The sequence below is a fragment of the Streptomyces kanasensis genome (assembly GCF_043077165.1).
Classification (GTDB): Bacteria; Actinomycetota; Actinomycetes; order Streptomycetales; family Streptomycetaceae; genus Streptomyces; species Streptomyces changanensis.
The window spans coordinates 694593-707244 of the sequence record NZ_JBIBSF010000002.1 but is presented as its reverse complement, the minus strand read 5'-3'; the positions used below and the strand labels follow the sequence as shown (position 1 = coordinate 707244).

The window sequence follows — 12652 nt, the reverse complement described above, 5'->3', positions numbered from 1 at the left end:
CCCTCCCGCTCAGGCGAACCCCTCGACCGCCACCCTTATGTGTGAAGCGGGCGGGTTCGCACGGTTCGGCAGGGAGTGCGAAAACTAGCTTCGAGGCCGGAGGTGACGAGCCATGACTGCCTGTGCCATCGAGGCCTGTGCCATCGAGGCCGCCGCGCAGGACGGCGCCGCGGCCGGCGGGACCCGGTTCGCGGTCGCGGCGGACGGCTCCTACGCGGCCCGGCTCGCCGGCCGCGGCGAGGCGCTGTTCCCCGAGCGCTGGACCCTCGACGGACCGGAGCCCTACGCCGTCCCCCTGCCGCTCGATCAACCCGAGGACCCCGACGCCCAACTGCTGCCGCTCGTGGACGGCCGGGTGCTCATCGCGCGCCGCGTCGCCGGACGGCACACCTTCTCTCTCCTCTACCCCACGGGCCCGGAGACGGGCGAGCTCCCGCTCGGCGCGGTCGAGGCGGAGTCGGTGCGGCTGCTGCCGCCCGCCCCCGACGGGACGGGCGCGTACGCCCTGGCGGTCGGCGCGCGCTCGACGGCCGTCTGGCGGGTGGCGGGCGGCGCGGACGGCCCCGAGCACGTCGCGGAGGTGCGGGGGCGCTGCTCGGGCGGGGTGTGGCTGGACCGGCAGGGCCGGCTGCTGGCGCTGGACCGGGAGGCGGACGGCGGGCCGGTCAAGACCGTCGCCGTCGACCTGGCGCGGAGCGGCGAGGTCACCCCGCTGCTCCAGATCGCGGAGGACAGCCGCGACCGGCTGCTCCTCGCCGACCTGGACAGCGGACTGCTGCTGATCGGTTCGGACGCCCCGTCACCGGGCCGGGAACGGCTGGGGTGGGGGGTCCTGGGCAGTGCGCGGCCGGTGCGCTTCCCCGAGTGCCTGCGGTCGGCGGACGGCGTACTGACCCCGTTCGCCGTGCAGCCGGGGCAGGTGCTCACGCCGGAGACGTGCGCGGTGGCGTTCCGGGTCGACGCGGCGGCGGGCAGCTGGGTGGGGGTGTGGCGGCCGGCGGCACGGCGGCTGCTGCACCTGCCGGCGCCCGACGGCTGGCTGGCCGGGGCGGGGCTGTGGACGCGGGACGGGGTGCTGCTGCTGCCGTACGCGCACGCGTCGGCGCCGTGCGGCCTGGCCCGCGTCGAGGGCGCGGCGGAGGCGCTCGTACCGGTTGCCGACACGACCCCCGCACAAGCGGAACCCGCAGGTGGGGAACCGTCCGGCCGCTCCGGGACTCCTGTGGTGTGCAGGCCGGTGCCGTTGCAACAGGCACCTCTCACCGGGCGCCCGGTGCCCGGTTAGACTCACGGGCCGCATGTCAACAGCGATCATTACGGGGTGACTTCACCACATGTCTGAAGCCAGCACCGACACGACCCACGCGCTGCGACCGCACGGGGACGCCGGCGGCTCCGGAAAGCACCGCGGGGGACCCGCGCCGTCGGAGGACACGACGGCGCAGCCGCACGGCCGCCACCGCAGGGAGTCCGGCCGCGGAGCCACCGCGGCGTAGGTTCGTGTCCTGGCGGCCGGCGGGATGTCGTCGGCCGCACATGCGGGGCCGTCCCGGGTGTCCGGGGCGGCCCTCGTCACGTCGTGGCCGGTCCGTCCGCCTCCCCCACCGTGCCGGACAGGACGGGCGCGTCGCCGCGCTCGGCGACGGTGACGGCGACCCGGACACCGGCCCCGGCCCCGGTGCGGTCCGGGCGGTCGGTGGCGTCCCAGAGGCGGACGCGCAGGGTCTCCCCCGGGTACACGACGCCGGTGAAGCGGGCGTGGTAGGCGCGGACGCGGGTGACGTCCCCGCCGAGCACCGTGTCGACGACCGCCTTCAGCGTCATGCCGTAGGTGCACAACCCGTGCAGGACGGGCCGGTCGAAGCCGGCGCGCCGGGCGAACTCCGGGTCGGCGTGGAGCGGGTTGCGGTCGCCGGAGAGCCGGTACAGGAGCGCCTGGTCCTCCCGTACGGGCCGCTCCACGGTCCGGTCGGGCGCGCGGTCCGGTGCCGCGGCCGGGCGGGCGGGGCCGCGTTCACCGCCGAACCCGCCCTCGCCGCGGACGTACACCTCCGCCTCGCTCGTCCACAGCGGCCCGTCGCCGTCGGCGGTCTCGGACCGCAGGACGACGAGGGCGGCCCGGCCCTTGTCGTACACGGCGGTCACCCGGGACGTGGTGACGGCGCGGCCGCTCACCGGGACGGGCCGGTGCACGTCGAGGCGCTGCCCGCCGTGGAGGACCGCGGCGAGGTCGACGTCGACGCCCGGCGCGGACAGCGCGGAGATGACGCCCGACCGCGCCCCGGCGACCGTGGCGAAGGCGGGCAGCACGTGCAGCCGGGATTCGAGCGTGTAGCGCAGTTCGGCGGGGTCGGTGGCGGGGACGCCGGCGCCGATGCCGAGGTGGTAGAGCTGGACGTCCGTGGCGTCCCAGGTGACGGCGGCCGAGCGGGGCGCGGCGGTGAGGGCCCGCCGGACGTCGATGGGCATGCGGGGCGCTCCGTTCCCGGTGGCGGGACTGTGCGGCGGCTCTGCGGCGGGGCGGTCGCCCGGCGGCCCGGCGGTGGCGGGATCGCCCGGCGGTACGGCGGTGGCGCCGCCGCCCGGTACGGCCGCCGCCCGGTGCGGCGGTCGCGGGGTGCGGCGGTCGCGGGGTGCGGCGGTCGGGTGGCCGGATGGCGGCCTCCTGTATAGCGTCCGGCGCCCCCGGTGGGAAGGAGGCCGCGCGGGCCCCCGGGGCCGGAGGGCCCCGCGCGGGGTGCGCGCGGGGCCTCCCGGGCGGTGGGTCAGTCCTCCAGGGCGAGGTAGAGGCGGGTGCCCCGGGGGCGGAAGCCCAGGCGCTCGTACACGCGCCGGGAGCCCTCGCCCCCGTACTCCAGCCACACGGAGCCGGCGCCCCGCTCGAACAGCGCCCCGGTGACGCCGGCGGTGACCGCGCCGGCGTGGCCGCGGCCGCGGAACGCGGGGCGGGTGCCCACGCCGGCCGCCTCGGCGGTGCCCTCGGCCGGGGCCGAGCAGGTGGCGGCGGCCGCGCACCCGCCGTCGGGCGTGCGGACGAAGCGGACGGCGCCGCCCCGCTCCTCGATGCGGCGCAGCCGGGCCGCGCCCTCGGGGGAGGCGGGGAAGGCGTGGTCGTACGCCTCGCAGAGCGCCGCGTCGACCGCCGCGTACTCCTCGTCCGTGGCCGGGGTCTCCACCGGGACGGCGGAGACGGGCGGGGCGAAGGTGTCCGGTGTGCAGACGAGGTAGGTGTGCGACGCCTCGGTGGTGAACCCCGCGGCGCGCAGGGACGGTTCCACCTCGGGGGCGGCGTCGGGCGCGAACTCCAGGCGGGGCTTGAGCCCCCGCTCGCGGAACGCCCCGACCAGCGCGGCGACGTCCTCGGCGGTCGGCCGCGAACCGGGCAGGGGCGTGGCGTAGTTGAGGTACGGGCTGGTGCTGGTGGGATCGACGCCGATGACGAAGCCCCCGGTCTCGACGACCACGGGCCGGCGGCGGAGGTTGGCTACGGCGAAGCTCTGGACGTGGTTGTCCACGGTGGTGTGACCTCACGTTGGGTGTCTCGGGAAGCACGCCGCCCGCGGTCCGTGCGCCGTCACCGACGGCGCGCGGGCGGGGGCGGGCGCGCGGGAGCGAGCGGTGCGCGCCGCCGGGGCGCGGGCACCGCGGACGTGGGGCCGCCGTGTCGAACGGTCAGCGCCGACGGCGGCCGCTGGTGGACGCCGCAATCATGGGCTTCAATCCCTCGGGGTGGAAGTCGGGTCGGCCTCCGTGCGGGGCCGCGGCGCCGAGCCTCGCACGGCCGGCGGACGGTCCGCAACGCCGTTTTCGACCGGGCCGGCCGGGGCCGTCGCGACGTCCGCCCGACGGCCCCGGCCGGGACCGTCACCGGGTCCGCTTCGCGTCCCTGGCCCGGCTCGGCGGCTGCGCCTGGACCGGGACGGGGGCCGGGCCGGGGGCCTGGACGGCGGCCGGGGTGCGGCTCTGCGCGGGGAGGGGCACCACCGGGCGCGGGAGCCACAGGAGCATCAGGGCGGCGGCCACGAGGAGGATCCCGGCGCCGGTGCGGAAGGCGAGGGCGTACCCGTCGGTGAGGGCCTCCGGGGTGGCGGCCCCGGCGGCGCCGGCGGCGGCGACCGTCGACAGGACGGCGAGACCGACCGCGCCGCCCATCGTGCGGGAGGTGTTCACCAGGCCCGAGACGAGCCCGGCGTCGCCGGGGGCGGCACCGGAGGTGGCCATCGCGGCCAGCGGGGTGAGGACGAGCCCCACACCGACCATCATCGTCACGCCCGGCCCCATGATGGCCGTCAGGTACTGCCCGTCGACATCCAGCAGCGACTGCCAGGCGAAGCCCGCCGCCGTGGTCAGCGCGCCGCCCACGGCGAGCCGGCGCGCGCCGAACAGCGGCATGAGACGGGGCGCCACCTTCGAGCCGAGGACCACACCGAGGGAACTGGGCATGAGCGCGAGACCCGCGTGGAGAGGGTCGTAGCCGAGCACGTTCTGGGCGTAGACCGTCATGAAGAACCAGGACGAGAACGTCGCGGAGCCGATCACGAACAGCGCGGCGTTCGCCGCCGACACCGCCCGCACCCGGAACACCCCCAGCGGGACGAGCGGTTCCGCCGTCCGGTCCTCCACCACCAGGAACGCGCCGAGCAGCGCCAGGCCGCCGAGCAGCGGCAGCAGCGTCCGCGCCGTGGTCCAGCCGGCCTGTTCGGTCTGCACGACGCCGTACGCGAAGGCCGCGAGGCCGCCGGTGGCGAGGACCGCGCCGGGCAGGTCCAGGCGGCGCCCCGCGCCGGTCCGGGCCTCCCGGATCCACACGGCGCCCGCGACGAGGACGAGGGCACCGACAGGCACGTTGATCAGCAGGACCCAGCGCCAGTCGAGCAGATCGGTGAGGAGCCCGCCGACGAGCCCGCCGGCCGCGCCGCCGCCCGCGCCGACCGCCGCCCAGGTGCCGATGGCCCGCGTCCGCGCCGGGCCCTCCGGCACGGCGCTCGTCACGATGGTCAGCGTCGCCGGTGACAGCACCGCCGCGCCCAGCCCCTGGGCCGCCCGCGCGGCGAGCAGCTGCCAGCCCTCCTGCGCAAGGCCGCCCGCGACCGAGGCGATCGTGAACACGCCCAGGCCCAGCAGGAACATCCGCTTCCGCCCGAACAGGTCGGAGGCCCGCCCGCCGAGCAGCATGAAACCGGAGAAGGCGATGGCGTAGGCGTTCACCACCCACTGCAGGGCGGGCGCCGACAGGCCGAGGTCCGCGCGCATCGAGGGCAGGGCGACGTTGACGACGGACACGTCGAGCACGACGAGGAACGTCCCGGCGCAGGCGGAGAGGATCACCGCCCAGGGGCGGGCGGGGAGCGGGGCGGGTTCGGCGGCGGTGGGGGTGGCGTCGGTGTCCGTGCGGGGCTGGGCCATGCGTGTCATGGTCGCAGCTGGGCAGCGCCCCGTACATCCCGACTTGGGAGTACGGGACCCCTGCCGCGGGCCGCGGGACCCGCGCCGGTACGGGCGCCGGGCGTGCGGCACGATGGGCCCCACCCGTACGCACCACCTGGAGGACCCCGCCCATGAGCGCCGCTCCCACCCCGCGGCCCACGCCGCGCACGCTCGCCGCGTTCGAGGCCGCGAAGGGGTTCATGCCCGTCCGCGAGGGCCTCGCCCTGTACGCGGCGGCCGTCGAGGCCGGCCGGCTGGGGCTGCCGCTGCTGGAGGTCGGCACCTACTGCGGGCGCTCCACCCTCCTGCTGGCCGAGGCGGCCCGCGAGGCCGGGACCGTCGCCGTCACCGTCGACCACCACCGGGGCAGCGAGGAGCAGCAGCCCGGGTGGGAGTACCACGACCCGACCGTCGTGGACCCCGAGGTCGGCCTGATGGACACGCTGCCGACCTTCCGGCGGACGCTGCACGCGGCGGGCCTGGAGGAGCACGTGGTGGCCGTCGTGGGGCGGTCGCCGCAGGTCGCCCGGGTGTGGGCCGGGGAGGTCGGGCTGGTCTTCGTCGACGGCGGCCACACCGACGAGCACGCGACCGGCGACTACGAGGGGTGGGCGCCGAAGGTCGCCGAGGGCGGGCTGCTCGTCATCCACGACGTGTTCCCCGACCCGGCGGACGGCGGTCAGGCCCCGTACCGGATCTACCTGCGGGCGCTGGAGTCCGGCCGCTTCACCGAGGTGTCGGTGACGGACTCGCTGCGGGTACTGCGCCGAACGGCCGCAGGGGACCGGGCCGGAACCACCGCCACCGCTTAGGCTCGCCCGCGTGTACGACGATGACACGCGCAAGCGCCGCCGCCTGACCAAGGCCGTCCTCCTGGCCGCCGTCCCCCTCGCCGCGGCCGCCGCGCTCGCCGGGCCGCTCACCGGGATGTTCTCCGGCGGACCGGCGGACGGCCGGCCGGGCGTCGGCCGCGGCGCGGACGGCTCGCCCGCCCCCGCCGCGCCGGCGACGTCCGCCGCGACCGGACCGGGGCCGTCCGCGTCGACCCGGTCGGGCGCGGCGCCGCTCGCCGGCAAGGTCGTGGTGATCGACCCAGGTCACAATCCGGGGAATTTTCAGCACACCGCAGAGATCAATGAAACGGTGGATGTCGGGACCCACCGCAAGGAATGCGACACCACCGGCACCTCCACCGACGCCGGTTACACCGAGGCCGCATTCACCCTCGACGTCTCACGTCGTCTGCGCACCGTCCTGCAAGGGAAGGGCGCCACCGTCGAATTCACCCACGACGCCGACCGGCCCTTCGGGCCGTGCGTCGACGAGCGCGCCCGGATCGGCAACGCGGCGGGCGGCGGCGAGGGGGCCGACGCCGTCGTCTCCGTGCACGCCGACGGTTCGGCGGCCGGCAACCGCGGCCACCACGTGATCCTCCCCGCCCTGGTCAAGGCGGGTGCGGCCGACACGGCGCCGATCGTCGGCCCGTCGCGTACGCTCGGCGAGCGCATCCAGGCCGCGTTCGCCCGGGCGACCGGATCCGCCCCGGCCAACTACCTCGGCGGGGGCACGGGATTGGACGTCCGCGACGACCTCGGCGGACTGAATCTGTCAACCGTGCCCAAGGTGTTCGTCGAATGCGGCAACATGCGTGACCCGGACGACGCCGCATTGCTGGCCGATGCGACGTGGCGGCAGAAAGCCGCCCAGGGAATCGCGGACGGCATCAGCACCTACCTGCTCGGGTAGGTCGGGCGGACGATACATTCGTCCGTACGATGGGGCCGCCCCCGCGTGCTTCGCGCCACCCCTGACGACGACGACACGAACCGACGAAGGACTTCTCACGTGAACATCCGCTCCCTCACTCGAGGCGATGGCGTGGTGATCGGAGCAGCGGTGGTGCTGTTCATCGCCTCGTTCCTCAACCTGGCCAGCATCGACTGTCCTACCGGAGTCGACTGCGGGCGCTACGAGACCAACGCCTGGGACACGCTCGGCCTGCTGATGAGCATGTTCCTCGCCGGTGTCATCGCCGCGGCCCTGATCGTCGTCGCGCGGGCCCTGCCGGGCCGCAAGGTGGCCGGTCTGGACCTCGGGCAGTTCGGCGTCGCCCTGGCGGTCTTCTCGCTGTGGACGGCGTTCTGGACCATCATCGACATGAGCTCCGCGGGCGCCGGGATGATCCTGGGCCTCCTGGCGACGATCGTGCTCGCCGCCGGCGCCGTGGCCTCGCCGCTCGTCGGCGCGCTCAAGGCGCCGCTGATGGGCGCCCCGCGGCCGCAGGCCCCGCAGCCGTACGGCGCCCAGCCGGGCGTGACGGGCGGCGCCGGCTACGGCTACCCGGGCGCCGGCCAGCCGTACGGCGCGCCGCAGGGCGGCACCGGTGGCTACGGCTACCCGGGCGGTGCCCCGCAGCCGGGCCAGCCCGGTCAGCCGGACGCCCCGCACCAGCCGGACCAGCAGTCCGCCGCGCCCGCTCCCGCGCAGCAGGCCGCTCCGGCCGGGGACTTCGCCCCGTTCTGGTTCGCCGTGCCCGTCGCGCGTCCGCTGTACGCCGAGGACGGCTCCCCGACGCCGATCGCCGAACTGGCGCCGGGCACCTGGTACCTGGCGGTCGAGCAGCGCGGCGCCGCCCTGGTGGCGCAGACGCAGGATGGCCGCCGCGGCGTCCTGCAGGACACCACGGGCATCCAGCGCGGCTGACCCCCGCCCCGTACGACGTCAGGGCCCGTCCCCGCACCGAGGTGCGGGGACGGGCCCTCGTCACGTCCGGGGCCGGCCCGGGTTCAGCAGCAGTCGGGGACCAGGCCGCGCGGCAGCCGCTCGCCGCCGAACACCGCCGCCGTGGCCTCGTCGCCGCCGAGCGCCGCCACGGCCAGCAGCAGCGACCCGGCCGTCCAGGTCGTCAACTCCTCGGGCCAGAACGCCCGCTCGCCCTCGAAGACGTACCCGGTCCAGTACATGCCGCCCTCGGCGCGCAGGTGGCCGATGGAGCGGAGCACGTCCACGGCCCGGTCGGACTCGCCGATCGCCCACAGCGCCAGGGCCAGTTCGCAGCTCTCGCCGCCCGTCACCCACGGGTTGGGGACGACGCACCGCACGCCGAGGCCCGGCACGACGAAGTCGTCCCAGCGGGCGTCGATGCGCTCCCGGGCCGCGGCGCCGGTCACGGCCCCGCCGAGCACCGGGTAGTACCAGTCCATCGAGTAGCGGCCCTTGTCGAGGAAGCGCTCGGGGTGGTGCGCCACGGCGTGCGCCAGGGCGCCCGTCGCCAGTTCCCAGTCCGGCTGCGGCTCCCCGCGCGCCTCGGCGATGGCGAGCGCGCAGCGCAGCGCCTGGTGGATGGAGGAGCTGCCCGTGAGCAGGGCGTCCGTCACCGGGGTGCCGTCGGCCTCCCGCTTCCAGCCGATCTGCCCGCCCGGCTGCTGGAGCCGCAGGACGAACTCGACGGCGGCGTACACGGCGGGCCACATGCGGTCGAGGAACGCCTCGTCGCCGGTGCTCAGGTAGTGGTGCCAGACGCCGACGGCGATGTAGGCGCAGAAGTTGGTCTCGCGGGCCCGGTCCGTCGGCCGGTCCGCCTCGCCGTCGTGGTAGGCCGCGTACCAGGAGCCGTCGGCGTTCTGGTGGCGGGCCAGCCAGGCGTAGGCGCGGGCGGCGGCGTCGTGCTCGCCGGCGGCGTCCAGGGCCATGGCGGCCTCGGTGTGGTCCCACGGGTCGAGGTGGTGGCCGCGGAACCAGGGGATGGCGCCGCTGTCGCGCTGCGCGGCGAGGATGCCCGCGACGGTCTCGCCGGCCTGCTCGGCCGTCAGCACCCCGGGCAGGGTGAGGAGTTCGGTCCGCTCGGGCGACGTCACAGCGCGGTGCCCGCCGGGAGGTGGGGCTTCGTCGCGTACACCACGAAGCTCTTGCCGAGGACGGGGTTGAGCGCCCGCTCGGCGAGCCGCGTGGCCAGGGGCTTCTTCATGATGTCCCAGACCAGCAGCTTGTGGTACGCGCGGACGGGCAGCGCCTTGTCGTTGTCGACGCCGAACGCGCACTTCAGCCACCAGTACGGGGAGTGCAGGGCGTGCGCGTGGTGGCTGCCGTAGGGGCGCAGGCCGGCCTCGCGGATCCGGCCGAGGAGTTCGTCGGCCTTGTAGATCCGGATGTGGCCGCCCTCGACCTCGTGGTACGCGTCGGACAGCGCCCAGCAGACCTTCTCGGGGCCGTAGCGGGGCACGGTGACGGCGATGCGGCCGCCCGGCTTGAGGACGCGGACCATCTCGGCGAGGACGCCCTTGTCGTCGGGGATGTGCTCCATCACCTCGGAGATGATGACGACGTCGAACGACGCGTCGGGGAAGGGCAGGTTGAGGGCGTCGCCCTCCATGGCGGTGGCCGTCGCCCCGGCCGGGGCCTCACCGGCCTCCTCCATGGCGGCGAACCACTTGGCGACCTCGCGGATCTCCTCGGCGTTCCGGTCGAGGGCGACGACCCGGGCCCCGCGCCGGTAGCACTCGAAGGCGTGCCGTCCGGCGCCGCAGCCCAGGTCGAGCACGCGGTCGCCGGGGGCGAGCGGGAAGCGGGTGAAGTCGACGGTCAGCACGTGCGGGGCCTGCTTTCACGGTCCGTGAGGGGGGACGGGGGTGCGAGGGGGGTGGTCGTCATCGGCGCGCTCCGTGCGCGGCGACGGCCTCGCGGTAGCGCTCCACCGTGCCCTGGGCGGCGCGGGCCCAGGTGAAGCGGTCCAGGACCCGGGCGCGGCCGGCCGCCCCGAGACGGGCGCGCAGTTCCGCACCGCCGGGTCCGAGCAGGCGGCCGAGGGCCGCGGCGAGGGCGCCGGCGTCGCCGGGCGGGACGGCCAGGCAGGTCTCGCCGTCCGGGCCCGCGACCTCCGGGATGGCGCCGCCGGTGGTGGCGACGAGCGGCGTGCCGGTGGCCATGGCCTCGGCGGCGGGCAGCGAGAACCCCTCGTAGAGGGAGGGCACGCACGCGACCTGGGCGCTGCGCACGAGGTCGACGAGCTCGGTGTCGCTGACGCCCTTGACGAAGCGGACGGCGCCGTCCAGTCCGTACCGCTCGATGGCCCGGGCGACGGGGCCGTCCTCGGCGCGGCGGCCGACGACGACGAGGTGCGCGTCGGGGACCTCGGTGCGCAGCTTGGCGAGCGCCTCGACGAGGTGCACGAGCCCCTTGAGCGGCACGTCGGCGCTGGAGGTGGTGACGATCCTGCCGGGCACCTCGGCGACCGACGGGTCGGGGGACCACAGGGAGGTGTCGGCGCCGATGTGGACGACGTGGATCCGTTCGGGGCGCACGCCGAGGTCGTCGACGATCTCCCGGCGCGAGGAGCCGGAGACGGTGAGGACGGACGGCAGCCGCCGGGCGACGCGCTTCTGCATGCGGGTGAAGGCGTACCAGCGGCGCACGGACAGACGGCGCCTGGCGTTCGGGGCGGCGGCCAGCTCCAGGCGCCGGTCGACGGTGATCGGGTGGTGGATCGTGGTGACGAGCGGGGCGCCGAGCGGGGCCAGGAGGCCGTAGCCGAGGGTCTGGTTGTCGTGGACGACGTCGAAGTCGCCGCGGCGGGCGGCGAGGAGGCGGCGGGCGCGCAGCGAGAACGTGAGCGGCTCGGGGAAGCCGCCCGTCCACATGGTGGCGACCTCCAGCGCGTCGATCCAGTCGCGGAACTCCCCGCGCGCGGGCGTGCGGAAGGGGTCCGGCTGGCGGTAGAGGTCGAGGCTCGGCAGCTCGGTGAGGGTGACGCCCTCGCCGACGGCGTCGAGGACCGGGTAGGGCTGGGAGCCGATCACCTCGACGCGGTGGCCCAGCCGGGCGAGTTCGCGCGAGAGGTGGCGGACGTAGACGCCCTGGCCGCCGCAGAACGGGTTCCCCTTGTACGTGAGGAGGGCGATGCGCAGCGGGTGGTCTCCGTCGGCGGCTGCGCCCGCACGCGGGCCTGACGCTATGGCCTCAGCGGTCACTCGCGGCCCCTTCCATCCCTGCGTTTCGGCGGAGCGTAACCGGTCGCGCTAATCTAGAACAAGTTTCAGAGTCGGTCGTTCCAGATCCCTCGGAGGAGCATCGAATCTACCGGCAGGTAGCGCCGCTGTGAGGGCCGGAACAGGTGATTCCCGCCACCACGGGGACGCGGCCATACTGGCGCGCACCACCGCACGGAACACGACGGCGCGGACACGTCCGACGGCACGGAGCGACGGGGACCCATGACAGCGGAAGGCAGGCAGGCAGCGCCCCACCTGACCGCGCGGCAGGAGGCGCGCCGCCGCCGCATCCTCCAGGCCAGCGCGCGACTGGCGGGCCGGGGCGGCTTCGACGCGGTGCAGATGCGGGAGGTCGCGGAGGCGGCGGAGGTCGCGCTGGGCACGCTGTACCGGTACTTCCCGTCCAAGGTCCACCTCCTGGTGGCGACGATGCAGGACCAGCTCGACGACCTGCACTCGACGCTCCGCCGGCGCCCCCCGGCCGGGGACACCGCGGCCGAGCGCGTGGCGGAGACGCTGATGCGGGCGTTCCGCGCCCTCCAGCGCGAGCCGCAGCTCGCCGACGCCATGGTGCGGGCGCTGATCTTCGCCGACCGCGGGGTGAGCGCGGAGGTCGAGGCCGTCTCCCGGCAGACCACGGCGATCATCCTGGACGCCATGGGGCAGGAGCGGCCGACGCCGGAGCAGCTGGCGGCCGTGCGCGTCATCGAGCACACCTGGCACTCGGCCCTGATCACCTGGCTCTCCGGACGGGCGTCGATCACCCAGGTCCGGACGGACATCGAAACGGCCTGCCGCCTGATCGCCTGACGGCTTGGCCGCCGGACGGGCCCCCGGGTCGCCCGACCGCCCGGTGGCCGGGCCGGGCCACCCCGCCCGAGCCGGGGTGGCCGCCGCCCCCGCCGTGGGCACGCGTCCCGCCGGGGCGGGACGGGTGGGCACGGTGCGGCGCGGGACGACGCCCGACCGCAGGACCCGCCCGCCCGGGACGCGACGGTGCGGCGACGCCGGACCGGGTGACGGGCGCGACGGGGCGCGGCGGCCCGGCACGGCGGATACGGCCGCGGCGGGTACGGCGGATACGGCACGGGGTGCCGCGGCACCGGGAGGGCCCGGGGGCGCCAGGTGACCCACGGGTAAAGTGTGGCCGTCGCTTCATGCCCGTACGGGGGGAAGCCGGTGCAATTCCGGCGACGTCCCTCCTCCGTGCTCCCGGCTCCGCCGAACGGGGGGCCCGC

At 76.1% G+C, this 12652-nt stretch carries 11 protein-coding genes; 5 read left to right on the top strand and 6 right to left on the bottom strand.

Annotation, left to right across the window (positions count from 1 at the left end; all coding sequences use genetic code 11):
• Positions 1-112: 112 nt before the first annotated feature.
• On the top strand, positions 113-1285 hold the full coding sequence (locus ACF053_RS08330; protein WP_391953115.1) for a hypothetical protein: 1173 nt from the start codon (positions 113-115) through the stop codon (positions 1283-1285).
• 287 nt (positions 1286-1572) lie between these two features.
• On the opposite strand, the gene ACF053_RS08325 is transcribed toward ACF053_RS08330, so the two are convergent.
• The 3 genes from ACF053_RS08325 to ACF053_RS08315 form a co-directional block, all read right to left on the bottom strand.
• A complete protein-coding gene (locus ACF053_RS08325; RefSeq protein ID WP_391953114.1) occupies positions 1573-2469 on the bottom strand; it encodes a MaoC/PaaZ C-terminal domain-containing protein in 897 nt (298 codons plus the stop codon).
• A 296-nt stretch (positions 2470-2765) separates the two neighbouring features.
• The gene (locus ACF053_RS08320) at positions 2766-3515 is read right to left on the bottom strand and encodes a GNAT family N-acetyltransferase (RefSeq protein ID WP_391953113.1); all 750 of its coding nucleotides are present in this window, start codon (positions 3513-3515) and stop codon (positions 2766-2768) included.
• 349 nt (positions 3516-3864) lie between these two features.
• Entirely contained in the window at positions 3865-5415 is a 1551-nt protein-coding gene (locus ACF053_RS08315) for an MFS transporter (protein ID WP_391953112.1), read from the bottom strand.
• A 143-nt stretch (positions 5416-5558) separates the two neighbouring features.
• Here ACF053_RS08315 and ACF053_RS08310 point away from each other — a divergent pair, with 143 nt between their 5' ends.
• From ACF053_RS08310 to ACF053_RS08300, 3 genes are all read left to right on the top strand, one after another.
• Complete coding sequence (locus tag ACF053_RS08310; RefSeq protein ID WP_391953111.1) at positions 5559-6239, top strand: class I SAM-dependent methyltransferase; 681 nt, start codon at positions 5559-5561, stop codon at positions 6237-6239.
• A 10-nt stretch (positions 6240-6249) separates the two neighbouring features.
• Entirely contained in the window at positions 6250-7173 is a 924-nt protein-coding gene (locus tag ACF053_RS08305) for an N-acetylmuramoyl-L-alanine amidase family protein (RefSeq protein WP_391953110.1), read from the top strand.
• Positions 7174-7272: 99 nt separating this feature from the next.
• The gene (locus ACF053_RS08300) at positions 7273-8130 is read left to right on the top strand and encodes a DUF5336 domain-containing protein (RefSeq protein ID WP_391953109.1); all 858 of its coding nucleotides are present in this window, start codon (positions 7273-7275) and stop codon (positions 8128-8130) included.
• A gap of 83 nt (positions 8131-8213) precedes the next feature.
• On the opposite strand, the gene ACF053_RS08295 is transcribed toward ACF053_RS08300, so the two are convergent.
• Genes ACF053_RS08295 through ACF053_RS08285 form a run of 3 tightly spaced genes read right to left on the bottom strand, consistent with a single transcriptional unit; the run spans position 8214 to position 11393 of the window.
• Positions 8214-9284, bottom strand: a complete 1071-nt coding sequence (locus tag ACF053_RS08295) for a prenyltransferase (protein WP_391953108.1) — start codon at positions 9282-9284, stop codon at positions 8214-8216.
• Entirely contained in the window at positions 9281-10015 is a 735-nt protein-coding gene (locus ACF053_RS08290) for a class I SAM-dependent methyltransferase (RefSeq protein ID WP_058943494.1), read from the bottom strand. Before ACF053_RS08290 ends, ACF053_RS08295 begins: the two co-directional genes overlap by 4 nt.
• 58 nt (positions 10016-10073) lie before the next feature.
• Entirely contained in the window at positions 10074-11393 is a 1320-nt protein-coding gene (locus tag ACF053_RS08285) for a glycosyltransferase family 4 protein (RefSeq protein WP_391953107.1), read from the bottom strand.
• Positions 11394-11636: 243 nt separating this feature from the next.
• On the opposite strand from ACF053_RS08285, the gene ACF053_RS08280 reads away from it, so the two are divergent.
• Complete coding sequence (locus ACF053_RS08280; protein ID WP_391953106.1) at positions 11637-12224, top strand: TetR family transcriptional regulator; 588 nt, start codon at positions 11637-11639, stop codon at positions 12222-12224.
• Positions 12225-12652: the final 428 nt, after the last annotated feature.